Raw genomic sequence first — 22,757 nt, forward strand, 5'->3', positions numbered from 1 at the left:
TTACACTTTTACACAAGTGTAAAAGTGTAAAAAAGTTTATGTTAAATAATATTATATTTTCCATTCTTAAAGTATAATAGTCTTATAATAGAATATTTTAGGTTAATAATAGTTAAAAGGAGAGCGCTAAATGTCCTATTTAATAGTCTTAGATACAAATGTTATATTTAATGATTTCTTTTTTAAATCTGCTGATATGAAAAAATTACTCAAATTTACAAAGAATTCACCTGTAGATCTTTGTATTACGGAATTCAACTATCATGAAATTTTAAAAAAATTTAAGGACGAAATTAGACCACTAATTAAAAAGGTAAGGAGTACTAAAAACGATTTGATAAGGTTAGAAGCACCTGAAATAATTGATTTTGGTAATTTAAAAGCTGATAAATTTGTTGAAAAATATCAGGTAACTTTGAATAAAATTATCCAGGAAAATAATATTGAGATTATTGATTTCCCTAAATCTGCTGATGTTGTGGAGAAAATTGCACTCAAATATTTTAATAATAAGAAACCATTTGATGAAAATAAAGTCTCTTTTCAAGATGCAATTATATGGGAAAGTATAGTTGAATATTGTCAAGATAATCAACCAGATCAAGTAGCATTTATATCAAATAATCATAAAGACTTTGCTAATAGAGAAAAAAATGCTATACATGAAGAGTTAGCTGAAGATATTGAGAATTTATCGTATTATCATTCATTATCAGCATTTTTAGAAAAGGAAGAAGAAAACCTAAACAAATATTTTATTCCTGATTATTGGGAGAGTGAAGATCAATTAAATAAATTAGAAGCTGAATTGAGAAATTTCCTTGATGTAAATGATTATTTAGAAAATACTATGAATGATTTATTAATGAATAATACCTTTGAAGGCCAATATATTTTTGGAGGATGGGGTACTGATGGATATATTGAGAGCATAGATATTGAAATTAATGAGGTTTCTTTAGATATTGAGGATAAAACTTTGCTAATATCCTTTGACGTTGAAATGGATGTAAGTTTTAATATTGAAACAATAGATCCTTCGCATGATTATGGAGATCCTGGTGATGGAATGATGTCAGAAAGAAGCAGAACAAAAATATGGATACGAAGTAATGTGACCTACATATTAGAAAATGAGGATCTAATAGATTATGTTCAACTGGATAGAAGCTTAATTAGCTAGATAGAAGCTCTAAATAATTATTTAGGCTTGTAATGTGTTTTTTCATAAAAAGAGATAGCTAAAATTAGCTATCTCTTTTTATCTTCAATGAACACTAAATTATGAAATTCATTTACAATATTTTTTAGCAATCGCTGTTCCTAAGTCAATTGCCAATTGCAAAGTAGCTTGTTTCGAAGTGTAATCTATATTATCATAAAGTCCTAATTCTTTAAGAACACGCTGATCATTACAAGAAAAATAACGAAGGTTTTCAGGAACCTTTGTATTTTCTGTCATGAGATGAAAAGCAAAACGATTTTCCAAACATAGCAACTCTATTTTAAAATTTATTCCCAAACTTCCTTTATAGAAATGATAATATTCTATCGGATATAAGAAATCACCAAAATCACTATACTTTATGTTTTCTAACTCTGTCATTTAAAATACCTCCTAGTATGTACTTGCTGTGAACCTACTACTTCTACATAAAACACAAAAATCCTTTTCTATCACTTATGTATCATCATTAAAAAGTTTTATGTCTTTATAGTAATCATAAACACTTTTATACAAGTGTAAAAGTTATAACTACGCTTAAAGATTTATCACCTAAAATTCGTACAATTTTTAGAATAATGCTTGAAAGAGCTAAGGAATCTTTAATAAATATTGGTGATCTTCAGAAAGTAACATGTATACCTGTGAAACCTTTAAGTAAACATGTATGGTATTTGGAGGAAAATGGTTTGATTTCAAAAATAGAATCAGGTGAGCGTGGAATTATTATTAGTTACTTCTCATGGGATTTTTGGCATAGTATCAAGGGATTCTGTGAAATTTCATTAATTACCTTAGATGAGATAATTGATAATATTGATTTTTCATTGTTAGATTAGTTCTAAATCTGATTAAGTTATAGTATAGTATTATTGGGTATATTGTAGTCATTTTCAATGGTTATAATAAGAAAAGATGAGAGTGAAAACACTCTCGTCTTTTTTGTTTTTTATATTTAATTAGAAGTTAAATACTTGATAGGGCTTTACTAGTTTGTTAATTTGCTCATCCATTAAGTAAATTTCCGTAATACGCTCGGGAAGATCACTGCTAAAATGCTCCTTATATAGCTGGGTTCTTTCTAGTGCTAAATGTAGAGACATTTTTACCCAACACAATTTATTAAACTGTCGGGTTGTATATATATATTCTTGAGGATTATATACCTTTCCTTCATGAATAAAGGTTTTATAATACTTGGAGAAAAAGGGCTCATCTTTATAATTAACATTTCTCACCCATACAAGCTCTTTTTTGTTTATATATTTTATATTCCGTTTATGACCTTTACGGAATTGCATTGGACCATTAAATAGATTAGGATTATATTCTTTTAAAAATGCAAAACAACCTGACGAATGTTTATCATCAATTTTTGGTTTAATGATATATGTATCATTTTCTAAAATTTGATGGCTTGTTTGTAAATCTGTAACCTCTATATTTAAGAATGGTAGCACATGATGAAATGCATTAGAGGCATTATAAGGTTTTGATAAGAAACCTTCATTAGCAAAACGTATTACTGGTGCAAAATGTTTTGATCTATAAAACATCTAATAAAACTCCTTTAGTCTCTTTGAGTTAAACATTCTTTTTATTTTTGAATTGTGCCTCGTATTCCTTCACAACTTTGTAAAAATGAGTCTTTTTCATATTACACATTTGCATAGCTTGTACCGCTGTAATATTACAAGCTTTCCACAAACGATATGCTTCATAAAATTCTTCTGGAATCTCTTTTGGCTTTCTCCCTAACGGTCTACCTTCTTTTTTTGCCAGTTCAATTCCTTGCCTTTGGCGTACTTTGTTTTTTGTTCGCTCTTCTTCTGCAAGCCAGGACAATATTTGTAATACTAAATCAGTAATTAAATTACCGAGACTATCTTTATATTTCGTTGTATCTAGCAATGGCATATCCAAAACGATAATATGTGCCTTAATATCTTGTGTAATTTCTTTCCATTCTTTTAAAATTGCTTCTTTATTTCTTCCAAATCTATCTAATGAATGAATATATAAAATATCGCCTTCCCTCAACATTCTTTTCACTAATTGATACTGATCTCTGTTATAGTCTTTTCCACTTTTTTTATCTATAAAAATATCACGTTCACTTTCTACATGTTTTTTAATATCTTCGATTTGTCTTCCCTCATTTTGGTCTTTGGTACTTACACGAACATAACCAAATTTCTTAATACTCATTATATTCTTACTCCTATTACTCTTTTTTTCTTTAATTATATCATTTCACGTTCGTTAATTCCTGTTTAGAAAAAGAACGTCCCTTATTTTGTGTATAAGGCTTTTGCGGACGTTGTTTTCATATGTTTTAATACTGTACTTTAAAGTGTACCTTTAAGGATAGTTTTGATGATAGGATAAAAAATTTTAATGGTACAAAATAGGTTATTACAATATTATCCAATCCATTTAAATATTCCACTTGTTAGAATATTGTTACATTTATGTTAAATATTAGTTAAAATAGAAGAGTACCAAATATTGTTAAAGGGGATGAGAAAGATTATGAGAAATGTATTAAAAAGATTGGGAGTTTCTTCACTTGTTCTAACTTTAGGAGTTGTTTCATTTGGTGTACTATCACCTAATGCAAATGCGGAAGAAACTAGCAACACAAAAGTAGTAGAGGTAAAACAACCAACTCTTACGAAAGACCAAATCATTGAGAGATTCGAAGAAATCAACCTAAAGTACCCTAATAATGTGGAGTTCTCAAAAGAAGATGCAGACTTTGTAAGAACATATGCAAAATCTACAGTATTTGGGGAATCCGAAGCATCAACTCTCGCTAGAAAATCAGAATATTTCAACAAAGGTGGTGGCGGTTCTGGTATTTCGGCAACCATGAATGGTTATGTATGGGATGATATTGGTGTCGTTAATCACTCGTTTGGAGCTTATTTCTCAACAAGAATAAATTCAGGACAAGCCAATAAGATAACAAATTCTGTTACAATTACTGCATATGGTGCTGTAGGAAAAGATGGAATTGGAAAAGTTTATAGTAATACTTTAAGTGATTCTATTAGTAATACTAATTATCTCTACTCAGATTTAAGTGAAGGTTACACGGCTTATGCAGTTGCTTATACTAGTAAGTATGCAAAAACAACTGTAAATGGGCAATATGGAACATTTACGATTGCTACTTACTAAAATTAAATAATGAAGGCAGGTGAAAAACTTGTTTTCTAATTTCAGTTTAACAGGTGCAATAATTACAATTGTTATCATTGCAATTGTAGTGCTATTAATAAGATTTATGTTTAAGAGTAAGAAGAAAAAATAAAAAGAACCTATATTGGGTTCTTTTTATTTTGTTAATAATTATTTGTGTTACGCATTGTAATGGGGTAATGACATAACTTTTTAGTATTTTATTGTGTTAAATAGTTTCACCATGTGCATATTGAACAAAATCTACTTTTTCTTTTGATACAGATTGTAAGTTTGTATTGTCACTGAAGCTGAAAGATAAAAAACCCGTGACTATAGCAAAGACCAATAGAGATTTTTTCATTATTTTAAGGCTCCTTTCTCTGAAGCCTTTTTATCAGCTTCATTTGTCATGTGTAGATATTTGCTCGCTTTTTCATACGATTTTAACTCGTAAAACTTATTTCCTAAAACAGCTGAATAATCTTTTACGTATTTCCATAACTCTTCTTTCTTAAAATAACAAATTCCTGCCAAAATGATGTCTTCTAATTCATCTGTACTTATATTGTCATTTAATCCTTTTAGAATATTGAAATGATGAGTGTACTCTTCATTTGAAATTTTCAATCCGTTTTCAATATGCAACCTGACAGCGCTTGTATCATTTAATTTGAAATACTCCTGTGCTAATAAGAACAATGTTTTTTGGTTATTTACAAGTGATCCATCCAGGTATTTAATTGCTAGTTCGGAAAGATTTTGATCTGCATACAATAAACCTAAATTATGTTTCACTTTTGCTGATAGTTTATCCTCGTCGTGTTTGTTGAAAGTATTTAAAGCCGCAAGGAAGTGTTCTTCCGCACTTTCATACTGACCGAGGGAAGTACAAGCAAGACCTAGTGTGTTATTACAAGCAGCAACTTTGATTTCATACCCTGCATGCTTTGAAAATAATTCCTTTGCCTTTGTAGTATATTTGATTGATGGTAGTGGCTGATAAATATGATAGTGGAAAGAACCAAACATATAATTAAATTCAGCTATTTCAAGTTCATCAGGAATATCCTTTAATAATGTTTCAGCTTCTTCGTATTGTTCTTTAGCTGATGTGTAATCTCCTATATTAATTGAATAAATTGCTTTGAAAAAACTATGATAATATTTTAGGAAGGTGTCTGCTTGATCAGGTATACAATCTATCTTTTCTAAACTATCTTTATAGTTTTTAACGTCATGGGTAAGTAACTTATATCTAAAATCTAGTAATGAATAATAGATAAGAATATTTTGGTCTTCTTCAATTTGATGAATCTTACTATCAATTTCTTTCTTGAAATTTGTGGATTTTAGTACATGTTGTGAAATGATGGATTGATACCAATTGTTTAGTAGATTTGTTATTTCTCCTTTGGAGACAGTTTGCACATTCATATTTAATCCCCTCACCCTATTATTATATATTTCCATAATTTTACCATATTCCCTTAATTTGAAGAAGGTGTTCTTGTTGAAAAATAAAAAACTGATTATTCAGTTTTTTAAGGGGTGGTAGTTCTTCATTTGCTTTATTTTCGCATAATTCATTATGTTTTTTATCCAGTTGAAAGTTACTTATAGGTAACGTATAATTAAATTATGTGTTACCTATAAGTAACGAGAGGTGATGTGAATGTTATTTATGCTCGATGAAATTATGACACCGAGGGAAGCGTGCGATCGTTGGGGGATTACACAAGAAGCGCTGCGAATGAAATTGAAGCGAGGAAAAGATAATAAATTGATAGATACATTGATTGAGGGTGGTAAAGTTAAATACTACAAGCCTGAAGGGAAACAACGTGGAGAATGGATTTTAACGGTAGAAGCTATGGATTTTCTCTTTCCTAAAAGGAAGGGAAAAATTAAATGAATTATCCTAAAAGTGTTAACAAAGTTATCTGTTTTTGTTATAATAAAGATAACAAAGTTATCACTTTTGAAGGGGATGTTATAAATGGAAAAATACATTGTAAACTATCATACTGGTGTTACAGAAGAAGTTGAAGTAAGTGGTTTAAGTGAAGCGAAAAAAGTTGCTGAAGAAGGTATAGCTTACACGCAAGAAAAAATTACAATCGAAACTTTAGATGGTGAAGTAATAACAACCGCATATTGGTATGGAATATCTCCGCAAGAGGATGATAATGTACTTGAAACGGTTGGGGGCGGCTTTTATCAAGCGTGGAGCGATGAACTGGGGGAGTAATTCCCCCTCTCGTTGGTTTAAAAGAATTTGCTGAGATACTAGGTTGGGATAAAGCGCGTTTGAGCACAAAGTTTTCTCGACAACGAGATGGGAAGAAAGTAAGACCATTATTACCTGAGCCAATCCAGATCCTTGCTTCTACACCTGTTTGGACATTGAAACAGGCAAAAAAATATAAAGCTATAATTGATGGTAGGTCTGCTGAATAAGCAGACCTTTTTTATTTGAATTCAACATGATATTTTTTGTCTATAATTCCAAAAGCAACTGTACATGGAAACGGATTTTTTTCTACTGAAGCAGCACGCATACAAGAAAGAACCCAATGTTCTAGTTCTAAAGGTAAGCGATATGCTTGAATACTACCATCATTGTTTTTCACTGTTATAATCGGTGCATTTACCCTGGTAGTAGTGAAACTATCCGTTGTTAGCATTCCTACTGCATCATTAGTGTGAAAACCAGCACTTAGAACTTCATAAATCATTCCATCTTTTTCATTAATAATCATTGGTATATTTAAATGTGGATAATTATTTATATTGTTGTGAATAATTGCTCCTGCTGCGTTCTTCCTTACTTGAGCCTCTTGCATTGTTTACACTCCTTTATAATGGTTTAAACTTACTTACGTAAATATATTCTATTTTGTATCTATTATATTATAAAATTGCAGTTTCATCTTGTTATAAAAAGCATCGGTACATATAACAGCACTATTTGGTGGATCGATATCAACAACAGTCAAAGTGGGGTATGGAGATAATGTTATTTACGTTAGATGAAATTATGACACCAAGAGAAGCTTGTGATCGTTGGGGAATTACACTTGATAGCTTACATATGAAATTAAACAGATTGAAAAATAGTGATGTGTTAAACGGGTTGATAAAAGATGGTAAAGCGAAATATTATAAGCCTGAAGGGAAGCGAAGAGGGGAATGAATATTTACTGTCGAAGCAATGGAAGTATTGTATCCAGGGAAAAACGTATCCAATCTTTAATTTTGAATGCATTATAATTGAAAAGGAGGGATTCGCATGAAAAAACATTTGATGTATATATTGAAGAATTGAGTCGTAGAGAGGGAATAATTGCTATAACTAAATTAAAGTGGTCTTATCTTTTTCTTTATGATATAAGCAAACAGGCAGAGTACGAAAAGGACCGTGATGAAATGGTGCGCTCGCTAACGTGGGATGCTAAAATGGACTACAATGATGCGGAGAATCTAATAGATGTGTTTAATGAAAGTCTTTAATTCCTACTGGCCAAGATAGGAATTAAAACTAACCGGTTTGTAGGCTATCAATAACAATTATCAAAAATGAAAAAAAGACAAGGAGACCAATTGGTTCTGGTTAGTCAACCTTGATAGTATTACCTTTAAGATTTGTAAAAACAGTAAGTGGATATAATCCTTGCAATGGTTCATCTATCAATTGTAAATGTAAGAAAATCCCTTGACGTACAATTTTCTTTTTTTGATCATGTGCCCCCTATTATTTCGTTAGAATGTCTTCTCTTTACGAAATATACATGTTTACAAATTTCATTTAATTTATCGTACATCTGCCTAGAAATCAATACTGTTGCGGTGTATAAAAATATTTCGTGAATAAGGTATCTATAGTGCTCAAAAATATATGGACCACTTATATCTAAAGGGCCAGAAAAAGCATGTAGATCCTCAAAAAACCTTGTTCAAATTTTCTATCTAAGTCAATGTAGATACTACCAACCATGTGAACTGGGATATAGTCTATTCCTGATTCTTCTCTTTCTAAAATTACAGGAATAAACGTTTCTTGTTTTACTTTATTATACATTTTGGGCCCTATAATTTGAGTTTCTGTACCTACCCCACCTACATAATTTTCAGCCTTATCAGCATATGTCTTATTACATAAAACTAATACTTTATCGATTGTTGAATCAGTTACCATACTTTCCATGAAAGCATACATGTTATTTCCAGGTTTTAAATCCCACACGTCAATAATAACTTCAATACCGTTTTCCATAAGACGTGTTGCAAGGGCAACCACTTTTTCTTGGTAATCGTGAGATGTCCAAGCATATGATATAAATACTTTAGGAGCTCTTGAACCATTTTCAGTTTGTTGTTCCATATTATGCATCCTCCAGTTTTAACCAAACGCATCTGAATTTCCAACAATTAACTCCCGACTTACGTATTAAAAATTGCTATGTAGGTTGGGAGATAAAGGAAAGATAAACATGATCTTCTTATTTACAGATTAGTATACTACATTACTTGTAACACAAATGATGTTTCTAAAATCAAATTATGGAATCCTAATAATCTAAGATAAAGGGGACAACCTCTGAATCTTAGATTATTTGTTTGTTTAATGATTAAATATCGAAAAGCTGTATTTGTTAAGTGACAAAAAAGTTGTTTAATTTACAATAAAGTCGTTTCTGTAATGCTTAAAGAAATGACTTTATTGTTATATTTTTAACCCCATCCTAAATTTAGAACGGGGTTATGCTTGTTTGGGCTTTTAAAATTAAATAACTTTATTGTCATTTCAAAACAGGATATTTTAAAATTTTTTTACTTTTATAGGGAACCTATATGTGAACTGTACAAACACTAGGAGTCGAAATTTTCCATAAAGTGTTTAATATAAAAAGGAGGAGTGCAATTGGCTATTAATCAAAGATTTGAAAGTTATTTATCAGCTTCTCAGCCTTATATGTATCCTGAATTTTATTATGACATGGATATTAATGAAAGACCAACATCACAGATTTGCTATAAATGGGTTAACATTGCAGGTCATAAAGTCAAAGTTCCGACACCGTGCAATCCAGGTACAAATCCTGGAAAAAAAGGTTATGAACGAAAATTAGGAGAACTGAATTGGAAAGAACCTTACACCTACGAATGTTGGTATTATGTTGGTCCGATAAAGACAAAAGGTTTTTGTCCAGGGATGGCAAACAAAGGCATAGAATATTTTTATGGATTAACCTACCCTAACAACGTAAATACAATGGAAGAACTATTAATATTAAATTGTGCCAGTCAAGCAGGTGCAGCAGGGTGGAGTGTGCTGGCTCCAGCTGTAGGTAGTGGAAACCCAGCTGCTGTAGTTGTAGTATTACCACGTGCAAATGAAGTGACTCAAGAAACCATGCGAAAATGTATTCAAGCAACACCTTTAGCACCAGAAATCAAAAACAATATCACAATTGGAATTACACATAGAAGAAAATAGGTTCTGGTGCTGAGATAAAATAAAAGAGAATATAGCGCATATATTTCTAGCAGAATTGTATTTTATACTGTTAGTCCAAACAATTGATGGATGAATTTTTTCTGGTTTTGAACAGACTGATCTCGCAAATCAATCTGTTCTTTTTTAATCATACGCATGACTTCAACACCACTTAATTTAGAGATTGCTGTCTTAAAGGATTTTAATCCTACCATAGAATGAACTCGTCTTTTAATAAACCGGTGGTCGTATTCCACGATGTTATTAGATAATGTTTCCTTTTGAATAGATCTTGCTTTTTCATACTGATCACGTCCTTTTTTAGAATACTAGTATCAGTATGTCTAAGTTTGGGAGATTACTTCCAGATATTTCGAATTTTTACACCAGAACCATTATGAATAACTACTCCTGCTGCGTTCTTTCCTATCTGATTCCCTTGCATTTTTACACTCCTTTTTTAATTATCAAAACGTGATTACATCAACTTATTCTATTTTACATCTATTATATTAGAAAATTGCAGTTTTATCTTGTTATAAAAAGCATCGGTACATATAACAGTACTATTTGGTGGATCAATATCAACAACAGTCATATAGCTAGAGAGCAAATAACCATCCTCATAATATGTAATTAGTATTTCTTCTTCAGATAATAAGGAACATAACAACATGTTCTCAATTTGTACTTTTTCTTCATCTGTTAAGATCGGCCTAGTTACTTTGTTTTTCTCTTTGATGATTTCACGTATCCCAGCAAATTGTTCAGGAATTGCTGCAAACGGGGTGAATTTCACCATTCCTCTTCCTTTTGGCATATTAGCGTTATTCATGATTTGTGGCCTCCTATTAGTGTATTTCTGTGTCTAGCTGTAGCGCTATGCGTGTAGGAAATCCCTCGTAAAATACTGTTCTTCCCAAACTTTGTGCGGATTTCATCCATTACTTTTGTTAACTTCACTTCTTGTTCTCGTTTCGTGACATTATCAAAAAGAGAAATTTGTTCTTCCCCTTCTTGAATTAGGTTTGTTAAGGATATGTTTATGCTGCGAATGGGTTCGCCAGTATATTGTTGATGTAAAAAGTATGTACATATATGATAAATATCCATCGTTAGATTTGTTGGCCGGTTTAAAGTATGTGTTTTCCTAATACCACCTGTATAACTCTTGCTATAACCGACAGAAAAATGAACAGTTTGAGCAAGTTTGTTTTGTCTTCTAAGTCGATAACAAACTTCTTCAATATGTTCCAGTAGAATAATCGGGAATTCTTCTATTGTATAGTCACGCATTAGAATTTGGCTTTTTCCAATAGAAGTTGTGGCAGGAACATATTTTTCTGAAATGCGACTAAAGTCAATTCCGTGGCTATGTAAGTGTAATTCTTCGCCAATTTTGCCAAAGCTCTGTTTTAAGTATTTAAGGGGATAATTAGCTAGATCTCCAATAGAATGTATTCCCTTTCGATTTAACTTTTCTTCAGTTTTATATGATATGCCCCAAAATTTATTAAGGGGGCGTATGCTCCACAGCTTTGTTGGTACATCCTCGTACTGCCAAACTGCAATCCCGTCTGTGTTCTTCTTAGCATCAATGTCTAAAGCAACCTTACTCATGAGTGGGTTAGGAGCAATTCCAATTGTACATTCAACTCGTGTATGATCATATATTTCACGCTTGAACTTCATAGCGAATTCGTATGGATCGTTGGCAAATAAATGAATGCTATCGGTAATATCCATGAAAAATTCATCGATGCTGTATTGGTGAAAATCCTCAATAGGAACGTATTGTAAAGCTAGTTTTGTTATGTAGTTGGAGCATTTAATATAAGTTCCCATAATTGGATTTACAACTAGAATATCTTTACGACGAGGAATTTCGTAAAGCCTTGCCATCTTTTTTACGCCCAACGATTTTAATGGGGGTGTTGCAGCAAGAACGATTGAACCATTTCTATTTACATCGCCGACTACAGCCAACTTTGTATGCATAGGATCAAGTCCCATTTTGATGCAACTCACTGAAGCATAAAAGCTACGTAAATCAACACATAAGATGATTCTATTCGGTAGGATTGAATAGTCATACATCGTGATTCCTCCTAAAGTAAAAGAACGTTTGTTCCTATTATACACGAACCTACGTTCTTTTATGAAGAGGTTTTACAAATATAAATCGAATATAAATATTTTGTTAAGCAGAATATTTAACAAAAAGTTTGAAACCCCAAAAACGAATCTTTACATTTAATTTTTTCTTTCTTCCCTGTGTCTTTTTCATAATCATAATATCCTCCCTTAGAATAGCTGAATCGCTTACAGACCATATTATAATCATTCTTCATCTGGATTCTAAGGGTGATTTTTTAAAATATATAACTTTTTTGAGATAAATAATTTCGCGGGCTATTTCGTAGGATTCTCAATCTACCTATTCCGACAAAACTTAGCAAAGACTGTGCGAGCTTCGTCGATGGATTTCAAGAGGTATTAGACCTTTTAATATGGAATTTTCTTTATAGGAGGTGGCGTAGCGCTATGTCAGAAGCAGAGATAGTATATACCAGCAGTGAGGTCTATAGTCGTCTAGGTGTGAGTGGCAGCACACTTAGAAAGTATTCAGATGTTCTTGAACGTGAAGGGTATGATAGAAGAAATTAATAAGTTGCAGCAAGCAAATATATTAGAAATGGAAAAGAGATTAGGTGATCGCATAGATCAAAAGAATAAATTAATTGAAGAGGACATTAAAGAAAGAAATAGATTAATAAAGGAAGATATGAAAGATCGGAAGGAACGAGAAGAAAGGATAGAAAAAAGGTTAGAGTTAAGGGACGATAATCTTATGAAGATGGTCAGAGAGATACAAGAAGCAAAACGTACTATTGTATCGGCACAGAAAGAAATAGCGGCAGCTAGTTTGAAAAAGAAGTCATGGTGGATGTTTTGGAAATGAGTACCTTTGGTAATAAATGTGCAGAATTTGTAGAAAGAAATTATATAATACTCTCTTGTGGATCGTTTTTAATTTATCTTGAAAAGGGATTCTAATATAGGAGATTTACATTTGTATGTTGAACTATTAATCAAGAAGGAGGCGTTCTTTTTGGTGAAAGATAATGATGTTATCAATATTAAATATAAGCAAATGGATAAAGATCCTGAAATAAAAGAAATAGTTAATGGAATAGAGCGTTTGATTTTAGGAGATAAGGCTGTTGGATTATTGGAACATTTGGGTCTAACTCCTGGAAAGGTTCAAAAATCTTTAGATGAGCAATGGGAAAGAGAGTTTGATGATTTGTTAGTAGAGAATAAAAATTATATTTTTGAAGAAACACGGAATCGTTCTATTAATATGTTTCAAATGTGGATGAAAGAAATGAAAGGCACTGAAATAAAATTCACGGAAGAAACTATTTTTGCAAAGTTAGAAGAATTCCGGCAAGAGGCGGAGTTGCAAGTTATAAAAGAATTGGTAGAAGCGAATTTGTAAACAATAATGCGTATTTGTGTTATCAAATTACACATAACTTACCGCATCTAAAATTTAGACGTATAAAACGAAAGGAAATTGAGAATAATTATAATACGATTAAATGAAACTTTTTTTATGCATAAATTTCGATTGGTTAAACTACTGATCATAGTGTATTCAATCGAGAAGGAACAGGAGATCGTCACGAATAATCAACACATACATAGCCTGGTGCGCCTATATACATCAAGTGTTTGAAAAAATGTCACAATAGGGATATTATTGTTTTTAAAATTGTTAACAATACATATGTGAAAATTGCCTGGTTCAGTTGCCCTAAATTGATACTGGGCTATTCGTGTTTGTGGTAACCTATATCTATTTGCTATATAAAAGTTAAGGATACCCTATATTTAATGATTATTATCAAAAGGGTATTATTAGAAATTTTTCTCCAAGACGTACATCAATTTCAAATAAATTTATGATTCCATCAGATATAATCTTAGCTGAGATTTTGAATTTAATATTTACATCAGAAGCAAAATAAAAAGTTACCAGTTGGTTTGAGTGTAATTAAATGTAATATTTTCACAGAAGGGTTTTATGTGGTAATTCTAACTATGGATAATGCGATTATAAGAAAATAAAAAATCCCACAAGTTACCTTGCAGGATCACATACAAAATAGGGTATTCTGTACGTTCTTATTTTACATGAACAATCAAATATAGGTCTATAAATATGTGTCTAGTATTTTAAAGTTTTAGTGGCTTTTGAATAGACAAGACGTATTTTTATAAAGTGAATAAATACGAAAATTTATCAAGTTGAAATATAAATTATTTTAGTGGTATAATGCAATAGATAAATTGTTATTTTTCTTCATCAATCTCGTGTTTTAGTAAGAGTTTGTTAATCACAGCCCCTTTGCACGCACCGTAAGGGGTTGAACTCTTTTAAATAACTATTTTTATTAAACTGTTGCTAATTCTTTACGATAATCAGCCACTACATTTCCGCTTTCATCGTAATAAATTGTTTCGTAATACGGATGACAATTATATGAAGTCCACGGATCACTATAGTAAGCTACTAGTAAATTCAAGCCCGATGTACTTCCGACAATAATTCCCGCTTGGCCACATACCTCAATTTTCATGCCTTGATAAGCAAATTTGATTCCTCTTAACTCACACATACGTTCAAATTGCTCTTTATCGCCAAACATACATGTAATATCAGCGCTTCTTACCTTTCTACATCTCACATATTTCACAAATGTTTTAAAATCCGTTTCCCAAATCCCATCTTGTAAGTACTTATAAAATTGATACTTCGCTTTACCTGGTGTTTCTGCTAATTCTGTATGTTTAAATTCTTCGTCACCATCTAACCACAATTTGTAACTATTCACTTCCGATTCCCCCTTTTGTAGCCAAATAACGCTTTTGTTTAGTTTTTCGATTCCTCTTTCAATCTATCAATTTCTTTTTGTAACATTTTTATAGTATTAATAGCGCGGAAAGCTATATCTTGCGATTGATCCTCATAATCTGCATAAGTTAATAGCCCACCCAATCTTCCTCTAAGATGCCACAGCTCGGATACAGTTTTATCTATAAAATCTTGGTCGATCATTAACAACCACCCTTTTGTTTATTCATCATTAAGCATTTCACTATTCAACATGGAAACAGGAAAAGCATCCTGTATTGCTATATCTAAACCCTTCCTCGAACCTTTCGCATGTGCTTCTTCGATTTTAGAAAGTTTTTCAGCTTGTTCAATTAACCAATACCAATGTTTTAACATCTCTTCTGCTGGTAATTGGGTAACCTCTACATCAACTTCTTTTACCTTTTCTAATCTCCATTTCATTTTGTATCCACTCCTTTTTTAATAAAATTCAAAATCTATTACATTAATACTTGTATAGTTTAAAAGTTCAAATGTTCCCTTTAATTAGTAACATATTATCATCTTTTATCCCGCATTAACGGGCAGTAAGACCCCCACCTCAAAATTCACCGGAATCATAGAAGCTAGGTGGGGGATCAACTAATAATCAATGGGGAATGAACAATTTAAACGATATGGCATACATCCATTAGTAAAGATGTCATTTACTAAAATGCTCCGGCCGTCTGTTGCTATTGTATCAACATGTTTCATTATTTCTCACCCTTAGTTTTTGTCTTGTTAATACACCATAACACTTTTACACTTGTGTAAAAGTGTGAAAATATCTAGTATAATAATTCGGAAATGAAGTAAGTAGCAGCTGGAATTAGAAACATAAGAAATAGAGTGCCATAATAAATAATATGATCAGATAAACGTTCTTCAATTCCAAACCATAGATTTAATTTTTGGTATTGATTTCTCAAAGTAGAAGAAAAGAAAGTTTTAAATGATTCACTTTTACTTTGATTTTGTGATAAAATAATTTCACTAGTAGTTAACTTATATAGGGTGTTAGCCATTTTTAATCATCCTTATCATCTTTTATTGTTTAAAGAAAGTTCCTGTGTGCCGCCAAGCTAACAAGGAACTTTCTTTTTTTATTTGTTTTTATGTTATAAATTATAGTTTCATATAGAGCTTAAACATTGGTCCTAGGAGACTATTTATCATATAAATCATTATGCCGATAAACGGGAAGATTTTAGAGTATTTGGGTTGAAAAATTCTACAAATACCAAAACTTATAGAGCATAAAACAATAGGAATACCAATATACCATTTAGACAGAGGGGCTAATATGCCTTGTAAAAGTTCTGTCATTATAGGTGTTTGTGAGAACTCTATTAAGTTTATAGTACTGTATATGGTACAAAAGATTATTAGATATAGAGTTAAGTATTTTTTCATACGGACACCTCATATTTAATAGATTTCAATGTTTTAATTTTACACTTTTACACTTTTACAAAAGTGTAAAATTAAAATTTAAATAATAAATTCTAGCTGCTTTTCGTTATTCATTAAAGATTTATTCTCAAAGCCTTGTATATGTTCTGGATGAACAGCAAACCAGGGAGCATATAACATACACTGTATTTTAAGTAAGTCTAAAGCAGTTCTACTCACATCTTGAGCAAATCCTTTTAAAGAATAGTTTGAAGCAGGGAGAAATGTTGAACCGCAGCCAACACACGGATCATATACGGTCTTTTGTTTATATTCTTCTCGTTTTAAAGGGTTATTTATGTCTTTATATACTACGTAGGTCATCATAATATTTAGCTGAAAGGGGGTTGGAAAGTAGCCTAAACCTTCTTTATATCCCTTTCCTGTTTGTTCACATAAGATAATCGACATATAATCACTAGGGTGTTTTTGCATTAAGAAAATATTAAAGTGTTTATAATAGTGCTGACTCAATTTTTCTGTTATTTTTGGGGAGGTTTTAGTTAAAGCCAATCCCCAATGTAACCACTGGATAAATGTACTCATACTTGCTTCATGATAATCTAAACACTTTTGAAGCATTTTTATAGTTGTTTCAAATCCTTTATTATTAGCGGTTACCCATTCAATTTGTGGTATTGGACCAGCACTCTCTATTGTGCCAGCGTGAATAATATCAAACCAATAATCCCATCTTTTCCAAAGTAGACTATCATATCCATATAAAAAAGGTAATAACCAACCTCTTTTCAGTAGAGAATCTTTGTGATCAGCTGGTAAGCCATTGATTGCTTTTGCATAACACAATACGTCTTCATTTAGTTTTATTAGTTCTTTCCTGCTGTATTCCTCTAATTTGGTATATTGTTGTTTTTCCTTATGATTCATAGAGAACCACCCTTCAAGTTAGGTATGAGAAGCTTTAATAAAATAATACACCTTTTTACACTTTTACACAAGTGTAAAAGTGTAAAAAATAAATAATAATTACTAAGATAGATAAATTAGTAGATGATATGGGGATAGAAATGGTAAACTTAAGTAAGTAATTGTATATTGTGAGGGCGGTCGAGTTGCTATCCTTTCTCTTATTTAAGAGAGAAAGGAGGTGACTTTACATGGATTTTTTACTTAATTTATTGCAAGATGCTGTAAAAATCTTTTTTACAGTATTTGTGACAGCTTATGCAAATAAGCTTGTCAAAAAGATCGGCAGTAAACGTAAAAGAACCGCCCCTAAAAATGCCTGCAAGCGAAAGGGCGGTTCTAAAAAAAGATAATTTAATTTAGCAACCGACCACCTTGCGGTAGCAGTTACTTGGACAGGATGTTGACGCATCCTGTCTTTATTAGTTTATACACACTGTTTAAAAATATACTAGCTGCTAATAATTATTATAACAAGTATTAAACAAATTGTTAATTAATTTATCTGAAATTCTAGCGATAATGGGTGGTTTTTTACTATTTTTGATAAGGATGAATTGTAAGGGGGCTACACTCTTATTTATAAGCGTTTAATACGTTTGAATATAATTACATTAGATAACTATAAAAGAACTGTTAAAAACGAATATGAAAAGAACTTTTTAAAATGTGTTTCTTAATTACAACTGATTAGAATTAAAATTTAACATTTAAAATAAATTTAATTGAATTTCTTGTTTTGCATATTCGACTCGGTATAGGGCTAACATTTTTTCCCTAAATCTTGGGTATAAATCTAAAATAATAAATTGAAGTTCTTCTTTGGTGAGATTGTTTAAAACGCCACCTTTACTTCTTTTATAAACATCAGTTTCAAAATGTTTATTTATTTTTTCATATAGTTTGCTATAAAGAAGGCCAACATTATTATTTTTTGTATTTATTAATCCTAATGATTTTATCATATGTTTTATGGCCCTTTTATATCTTGTGTATTCATTATCTTTTTTTAAGTAATTATTATCCTTCATACTTTCTTTGAAATGACTTTTAGAAGTGACATTCCAGCCTTTACTTTTATAAAATTCCATAGCTTCATGCTCGAATCTATAAAAATCTTTTGTTGTAAATTTATTTTTATTTAGTTCCTTAAGAATAATATATTTTGTATCTTGATCTAGATATAAAATTGTTCTATCTGCATTTTCGAAAAAGCTAGGTATTCTTGAAATATGCTCAATCCATCGGATAAGAAAAGCTTCTTCAGTTTCGCCTACATATACCATTTTCATTTTTTTATTAATGATGGCGTATATTCCAGGTTGAAAAGAATTTTTATCATCTACCATTTTTAAGCCCCCTTTCATTAAATTATACACGTCATTCTAAAAATACTTATTTGTTATTTAAAAGATTTAAAGAAAAATTATTTGTAAGAATATGTCCTAAACTACATTTTTTTATGTCATGTACATCAAAATTGACCGCTTTTCTTTGAAAAATCATGGTCTTTCATCTCCATAACATTCCATTTGTACTTTTAATTGCATGTTTGTTATATTTACTGTAGTAGTACTGTAGTATTACTCATTGGTATATAATAAAAAGAGGGATGTTGGCGCATCCCTCTTGGTAACTGTTATCGTAAGCTCGATTGGTTACTAAAATATTATTTCTGTTTAGAATCGTCCGTAGGCTGGCAGGCATTTTGGACGGTTCTTTTATTTGTTTTATCTACCAAACTATATGCAAGTGCTATGAAGTATACCTTCAAGCCTTTCTGAATAGGATCGTGCAATAGACCCAATGAGTAATCAAACAAGTCTTTCATTCCCATGTGTATCCCTCCTTTCTTGTAAATTATCAAAGAAAGGTTAGCAACCCAATCAGCTTCCGATATAGTGATTTTAGCATACCATGAAAAATGGTAAATTTAATAATCCTATTTAATAAACCTTATTTCATTAATCCTTACAAAATTATTAACCTCCAATACTTTAATAGTGGTACGGCAACAATTCATTCTTTTTTGGGACACGTTTAAAAAACTTTCTAATTTATAATAAAACAATGAATTTAAGGAACTGGTTGCTCATTATAAGTATTATTTGAAATTAGAAACACCATGAGTTTTTCTTTGTGAACTTGTCATAAATTGCGCAACAAATTCTAAATCAATTAAACTAAGATTTTTTAGCTGTTCTTGCTCCTTTTCTTTTCGTAAACGTACTTTAACAATACTTTTAAAAGCTCGTTGTCCCATATCATCAAGTGTTGGGTAGAAATTGTGTAAGCATTTTAATTGATTAGGTGTTAATTTGCCATCTTTTTTAATTGTTTTAGCAATATTCTTGTAAAACTCACTGTTTGAAGTTGCTAATCGTTTATCCAATGCTTTATGTAAAACTTCTTTCAAATATGCTTTTTTATCTTTTGTTAAGCGTTGCTCATTAACAAGATTGCCCTCTGTATCGTAAAAATCTGTTTTAAAATCATCTGTGAACTTCTGAATGCACTTGGAACCTACAATCATTATATTGTTATTCAATTTATTTTTTATTATATATTCATAGCGTATTTCCTCATGATTACATAATTCACATTCGGCTTCACAATATTCATTATCCTCTAAGCCTTTGTATTGCCATTCCTTACGCGCTTTTGGAAAATCCTCTTTTTCTACACTTTTTTCCAATAAATTTTTCTTGGCCCTTTTAATCCAATCTTTACTCATTTTTCTCCCATTCCTTTCTATCAAGTTAATATGATATACGACCATTCATTTGTAGTACAAAGGGACATAAAAAAACCACCCGTATCGCAAAACATGGGTGGTCTTCTAAAATTAGAAAATAGTATTTAATTGTGACCATGCACCTTGTGGTAGCGATAGGTAAAAGAGATGTTCTATCATCTCTTCATTTATAATATGTACGTACAAAAATCGTTAAAATATCATTAAATAAATTATAACAAAAATTCTAAATAAAGAAAAGACACCCCTAAGGTGCTTTTCTCCAACTTGAATCATCCTATAAAACTATACTTTTGAAATAAATCCTACTATTCATTTACTTCAAGAGTTTCATTACAATCACCACATTTAATATTTACACCTAATTTAGTAGTTCTAACAATGAGATCACAATTAGGACAAGTCCATCTAAAATAGGATTTTCTTTTCTTTTTTTCCTGGGTCGCTGGTGACGTAGCAATTGAATCATTTTTATTTGAATCAATTAATGCAGCTTCTATTGAGTTAATAGTGTCACTTATTTCTTGAATGCGTTGAAATTGTTCACGCCCCTTTCGAGAAATAGTAAAAATAGATTGATCAATCTCCATTTTTGAAATGATTTTTTTTGTTTCATCACTGAGTTTTGCAAAGGACCAACCGTAAACTGGATCTGGTTTATCAGTTTCATACATAAATCCACTCTTAATAGCCCTTTCCTTAAAATTTTTATTATGATATGTATTATTTCTTGAAGTATCTTGAATATCATGTACTTTGTTGTACAAGTGAACCATTTCATGGAGAAGTGTATCCATAGTTTCATAGAACTCATAATCTATGTATTCTGCGCTAATATTAATCTCGTATAACTTATTATTGCCCTCTTTATCGCCCCATATTTCCTTTGTAGTGCACCATCCCATTGCCAATTTATGATGATAAGAGCTTTGAATTGTAATTGCTGCAGAAGGTAATGTTCCTTCAAAGAAATGATGATTAAATATATTATAAGCTTTATATAATTCAGCATTAATTTTATCAATTGTAATCATAAGTAGAATCTCCTTTTATTTTTGAATACTAGTATTCAAAAATATTATAGTTTTCCGCTTTTTGAAATTAAACATTGAATACTAGTATTCAATGTTATTATTCGGATTTAGCAGCTGTTTACCTGGATACCAGGGCTAGATAAAGTTCGTGATTTGGGGCATTCAGGAATTTTGGCCAAGAAATATTGTTCGTGTTTTAAATTTTATTTTTACTTACTAATTCATTGAAAAAATTGATGTAAGGGTATAGAGATTTGGGACTTTTTAAACCTAACATTAGTTTGATTTGAAGCGGATCTATTCCATCACGAAGAGCATTTAATACAAAACGGTTTCTTAAAGTGGTTGGGGTAACATGTATATTAGCTCTTTTATTCTCTTTTTGAAGCATCCGCTGTATAGCAACCTTTGTAAAAGGTTTTGGTGCATCTAGACCATAATCCCATCGAAATGCTTTACGTGCGAAATCAAATGCAATAAACAGGGAATGATCAGAATGATGTTGAGGTCTTAATATATCTGGAATCTCCTTGTAATAGGCGAATAACAGCTTTTGATCGTCCTTTGAAAGTTGTATCTGTCTAGGAAGCGATGAATCTTTACCAGGTGTAATCACACCTGTACCTAAATTTACATTTTTCATTGTCAAAGTCACCAAATCATTAATAGAAAGCCCGTAATAAAGCATGAAATGTACTAATAGCGTATTTCTATTTATGATATAGGGTCTTCCTGTTGCTTGGTTTTCTGAAAGTCCATCGTAGCTTTTTATGATGGTTAAGAGCTTATGTATTTCTTCATCAGTAGCAAAGTTACTTTCTTTTAAATTAGATGAAGGATTTTTGTTTACTTCAATTTTAGCATTGAAATAATCTAAGAAGCTTTTAATGTGTATATATTTTTGTTTCAGAGTCGAAGTCTTGTACCTTTCTAACGATTTAAGAGAGGATAAGTACTGTTCAATATCATTACTATCTAATTCTTTTAAAAGTGATTTTGAGACATTCTGTTGAGTTTGAAGCCAATTTAAAAATGAATTGATATCATAAAGGTAACGGGTAATGGAAGAATCCCTACGTCCAATATTCCTCATATATAACCGGTATTCTTCGGTTAGCTGGTCAAAAATCATTTTATATACTCCTTTTTAGTCAAAATCGTGTACCGTATTATAACATAAAAAAAGAAACCAAGTAATAGGGGATTCTTGGTTCGGTCATTTCCTTCTATAAAGTTCTTTCTACTATGCTCAACATTATCATGCATGTAAAAATTGCCGGAAATACAATTCTTATTACCTTTTCTAAGGCAGCTGGGAGTTCCAGCACTACATATAGTAAACTGAAAAATATATATAGAATAAAGAAGCACATACAAGAAATACTTAAGATCCATAACACTGAGGCAAACATTATTTCTTCCTCCACTTAAAACATAAACATGCTTTTCATAAATTCTAGAATACCACTCAGAAAAATACCTGTTTTACCATTCATTATTGCTATAATTCCGAAACAAATAATAATAGGGGCAATAACCCACTTTATAAGTTTCCAAATTGCATTTAGAAAAAAATATAAACAAATTATGCAAAATATAAATTTAAAAATATTAAAACTAAATTGAGGAAAAACAAATGCAAACTTTATTAATATGATGCTTACTAACAGTACTTTTATACATGAATAAGACCTTTCTAACATATAGACCATCTCTTTTCCTCCCAAACACTTTTC

Annotated in this window: 27 protein-coding genes and 3 pseudogenes; 10 read left to right on the forward strand and 20 right to left on the reverse strand. The window is 31.0% G+C overall.

What is annotated here, in order from left to right; genetic code table 11:
* Positions 1–130: 130 nt before the first annotated feature.
* Complete coding sequence (locus AB6801_RS28440; protein WP_370941288.1) at positions 131–1,183, forward strand: PIN domain-containing protein; 1,053 nt, start codon at positions 131–133, stop codon at positions 1,181–1,183.
* A 108-nt stretch (positions 1,184–1,291) separates the two neighbouring features.
* Here AB6801_RS28440 and AB6801_RS28445 read toward each other — a convergent pair whose 3' ends face one another.
* Positions 1,292–1,606: a hypothetical protein gene (locus tag AB6801_RS28445; protein WP_370941289.1), complete on the reverse strand. Its 315-nt coding sequence runs from the start codon at positions 1,604–1,606 to the stop codon at positions 1,292–1,294.
* Positions 1,607–1,914: 308 nt separating this feature from the next.
* Here AB6801_RS28445 and AB6801_RS28450 point away from each other — a divergent pair, with 308 nt between their 5' ends.
* Positions 1,915–2,064, forward strand: a complete 150-nt coding sequence (locus tag AB6801_RS28450) for a hypothetical protein (protein ID WP_370941290.1) — start codon at positions 1,915–1,917, stop codon at positions 2,062–2,064.
* Between the two features lie 120 nt (positions 2,065–2,184).
* Here AB6801_RS28450 and AB6801_RS28455 read toward each other — a convergent pair whose 3' ends face one another.
* Together AB6801_RS28455 and AB6801_RS28460 are read right to left on the reverse strand one after the other, a co-directional pair.
* The gene (locus tag AB6801_RS28455; protein WP_370941291.1) at positions 2,185–2,781 is read right to left on the reverse strand and encodes a hypothetical protein; all 597 of its coding nucleotides are present in this window, start codon (positions 2,779–2,781) and stop codon (positions 2,185–2,187) included.
* Positions 2,782–2,809: 28 nt separating this feature from the next.
* Entirely contained in the window at positions 2,810–3,433 is a 624-nt protein-coding gene (locus AB6801_RS28460; protein WP_086390057.1) for a recombinase family protein, read from the reverse strand.
* Positions 3,434–3,757: 324 nt separating this feature from the next.
* Between AB6801_RS28460 and AB6801_RS28465 the strand changes: the two genes are divergently transcribed.
* Positions 3,758–4,408 (forward strand): hypothetical protein, encoded by a 651-nt coding sequence (locus AB6801_RS28465; protein WP_098293162.1) that lies wholly within the window; start codon positions 3,758–3,760, stop codon positions 4,406–4,408.
* A gap of 363 nt (positions 4,409–4,771) precedes the next feature.
* Here the strand turns inward: AB6801_RS28465 and AB6801_RS28470 are convergent, their stop codons facing one another.
* Positions 4,772–5,845, reverse strand: a complete 1,074-nt coding sequence (locus tag AB6801_RS28470) for a response regulator aspartate phosphatase (RefSeq protein ID WP_370941292.1) — start codon at positions 5,843–5,845, stop codon at positions 4,772–4,774.
* A 238-nt stretch (positions 5,846–6,083) separates the two neighbouring features.
* Between AB6801_RS28470 and AB6801_RS28475 the strand changes: the two genes are divergently transcribed.
* Positions 6,084–6,323: a helix-turn-helix domain-containing protein gene (locus AB6801_RS28475; RefSeq protein WP_370941293.1), complete on the forward strand. Its 240-nt coding sequence runs from the start codon at positions 6,084–6,086 to the stop codon at positions 6,321–6,323.
* An 84-nt stretch (positions 6,324–6,407) separates the two neighbouring features.
* The gene (locus AB6801_RS28480; protein WP_370941294.1) at positions 6,408–6,659 is read left to right on the forward strand and encodes a hypothetical protein; all 252 of its coding nucleotides are present in this window, start codon (positions 6,408–6,410) and stop codon (positions 6,657–6,659) included.
* A gap of 220 nt (positions 6,660–6,879) precedes the next feature.
* On the opposite strand, the gene AB6801_RS28485 is transcribed toward AB6801_RS28480, so the two are convergent.
* Both AB6801_RS28485 and AB6801_RS28490 read right to left on the reverse strand, forming a co-directional pair.
* Positions 6,880–7,254, reverse strand: a complete 375-nt coding sequence (locus AB6801_RS28485; protein ID WP_370941295.1) for a hypothetical protein — start codon at positions 7,252–7,254, stop codon at positions 6,880–6,882.
* Between the two features lie 48 nt (positions 7,255–7,302).
* Positions 7,303–7,425 (reverse strand): annotated as a pseudogene (locus AB6801_RS28490) (YolD-like family protein); the annotation flags it as partial.
* Between AB6801_RS28490 and AB6801_RS28495 the strand changes: the two are divergent.
* Entirely contained in the window at positions 7,425–7,604 is a 180-nt protein-coding gene (locus AB6801_RS28495; protein ID WP_370941296.1) for a helix-turn-helix domain-containing protein, read from the forward strand. The pseudogene AB6801_RS28490 and the gene AB6801_RS28495 overlap by 1 nt on opposite strands.
* 717 nt (positions 7,605–8,321) lie before the next feature.
* Here the strand turns inward: AB6801_RS28495 and AB6801_RS28500 are convergent.
* Entirely contained in the window at positions 8,322–8,792 is a 471-nt protein-coding gene (locus AB6801_RS28500) for a toll/interleukin-1 receptor domain-containing protein (protein WP_370941297.1), read from the reverse strand.
* 540 nt (positions 8,793–9,332) lie between these two features.
* Between AB6801_RS28500 and AB6801_RS28505 the strand changes: the two genes are divergently transcribed.
* Positions 9,333–9,908 (forward strand): hypothetical protein, encoded by a 576-nt coding sequence (locus AB6801_RS28505; RefSeq protein ID WP_370941298.1) that lies wholly within the window; start codon positions 9,333–9,335, stop codon positions 9,906–9,908.
* 62 nt (positions 9,909–9,970) lie between these two features.
* Here AB6801_RS28505 and AB6801_RS28510 read toward each other — a convergent pair.
* The 3 genes and pseudogenes from AB6801_RS28510 to AB6801_RS28520 form a co-directional block, all read right to left on the reverse strand.
* Positions 9,971–10,219, reverse strand: a pseudogene (locus AB6801_RS28510) (DDE-type integrase/transposase/recombinase); the annotation flags it as partial.
* Positions 10,220–10,401: 182 nt separating this feature from the next.
* Complete coding sequence (locus AB6801_RS28515; RefSeq protein WP_370941299.1) at positions 10,402–10,743, reverse strand: YolD-like family protein; 342 nt, start codon at positions 10,741–10,743, stop codon at positions 10,402–10,404.
* Positions 10,740–12,005, reverse strand: a complete 1,266-nt coding sequence (locus tag AB6801_RS28520; RefSeq protein ID WP_370941300.1) for a Y-family DNA polymerase — start codon at positions 12,003–12,005, stop codon at positions 10,740–10,742. Before AB6801_RS28520 ends, AB6801_RS28515 begins: the two co-directional genes overlap by 4 nt.
* A gap of 447 nt (positions 12,006–12,452) precedes the next feature.
* Here AB6801_RS28520 and AB6801_RS28525 point away from each other — a divergent pair.
* Together AB6801_RS28525 and AB6801_RS28530 are read left to right on the forward strand one after the other, a co-directional pair.
* A pseudogene (locus AB6801_RS28525) lies at positions 12,453–12,870 on the forward strand (DUF3967 domain-containing protein).
* A gap of 153 nt (positions 12,871–13,023) precedes the next feature.
* The gene (locus tag AB6801_RS28530; RefSeq protein ID WP_086390135.1) at positions 13,024–13,410 is read left to right on the forward strand and encodes a hypothetical protein; all 387 of its coding nucleotides are present in this window, start codon (positions 13,024–13,026) and stop codon (positions 13,408–13,410) included.
* Positions 13,411–14,368: 958 nt separating this feature from the next.
* Here the strand turns inward: AB6801_RS28530 and AB6801_RS28535 are convergent.
* From AB6801_RS28535 to AB6801_RS28555, 5 genes are all read right to left on the reverse strand, one after another.
* Entirely contained in the window at positions 14,369–14,809 is a 441-nt protein-coding gene (locus tag AB6801_RS28535; protein ID WP_370941301.1) for a hypothetical protein, read from the reverse strand.
* Positions 14,810–14,847: 38 nt separating this feature from the next.
* Positions 14,848–15,033, reverse strand: coding sequence for a hypothetical protein (locus AB6801_RS28540; protein WP_098605144.1), 186 nt, complete (start codon positions 15,031–15,033; stop codon positions 14,848–14,850).
* An 18-nt stretch (positions 15,034–15,051) separates the two neighbouring features.
* Positions 15,052–15,273 (reverse strand): hypothetical protein, encoded by a 222-nt coding sequence (locus AB6801_RS28545; RefSeq protein ID WP_098605146.1) that lies wholly within the window; start codon positions 15,271–15,273, stop codon positions 15,052–15,054.
* 368 nt (positions 15,274–15,641) lie between these two features.
* Positions 15,642–15,878 carry a hypothetical protein gene (locus AB6801_RS28550; RefSeq protein ID WP_370941302.1) on the reverse strand — a complete coding sequence of 79 codons (237 nt, stop codon included), beginning with the start codon at positions 15,876–15,878 and terminating at the stop codon, positions 15,642–15,644.
* A gap of 466 nt (positions 15,879–16,344) precedes the next feature.
* Entirely contained in the window at positions 16,345–17,193 is an 849-nt protein-coding gene (locus AB6801_RS28555) for a hypothetical protein (RefSeq protein WP_370941303.1), read from the reverse strand.
* 230 nt (positions 17,194–17,423) lie between these two features.
* Here AB6801_RS28555 and AB6801_RS28560 point away from each other — a divergent pair, with 230 nt between their 5' ends.
* Positions 17,424–17,585: a hypothetical protein gene (locus AB6801_RS28560; protein ID WP_162841993.1), complete on the forward strand. Its 162-nt coding sequence runs from the start codon at positions 17,424–17,426 to the stop codon at positions 17,583–17,585.
* A 357-nt stretch (positions 17,586–17,942) separates the two neighbouring features.
* Here the strand turns inward: AB6801_RS28560 and AB6801_RS28565 are convergent, their stop codons facing one another.
* From AB6801_RS28565 to AB6801_RS28585, 5 genes are all read right to left on the reverse strand, one after another.
* Positions 17,943–18,581 (reverse strand): hypothetical protein, encoded by a 639-nt coding sequence (locus AB6801_RS28565; protein ID WP_370941304.1) that lies wholly within the window; start codon positions 18,579–18,581, stop codon positions 17,943–17,945.
* Positions 18,582–18,901: 320 nt separating this feature from the next.
* Positions 18,902–19,069, reverse strand: coding sequence for a hypothetical protein (locus AB6801_RS28570; RefSeq protein WP_370941305.1), 168 nt, complete (start codon positions 19,067–19,069; stop codon positions 18,902–18,904).
* Positions 19,070–19,336: 267 nt separating this feature from the next.
* A complete protein-coding gene (locus tag AB6801_RS28575; RefSeq protein WP_370941306.1) occupies positions 19,337–19,966 on the reverse strand; it encodes a hypothetical protein in 630 nt (209 codons plus the stop codon).
* Positions 19,967–20,295: 329 nt separating this feature from the next.
* Positions 20,296–21,021 carry a SprT-like domain-containing protein gene (locus AB6801_RS28580; RefSeq protein WP_370941307.1) on the reverse strand — a complete coding sequence of 242 codons (726 nt, stop codon included), beginning with the start codon at positions 21,019–21,021 and terminating at the stop codon, positions 20,296–20,298.
* 196 nt (positions 21,022–21,217) lie between these two features.
* Positions 21,218–22,153 carry a tyrosine-type recombinase/integrase gene (locus AB6801_RS28585; protein ID WP_370941308.1) on the reverse strand — a complete coding sequence of 312 codons (936 nt, stop codon included), beginning with the start codon at positions 22,151–22,153 and terminating at the stop codon, positions 21,218–21,220.
* Positions 22,154–22,757: the final 604 nt, after the last annotated feature.

It is taken from the genome of Bacillus sp. RCC_6_1 (assembly GCF_041360755.1).
GTDB classification, from domain to species: Bacteria; Bacillota; Bacilli; order Bacillales; family Bacillaceae_G; genus Bacillus_A; species Bacillus_A cereus.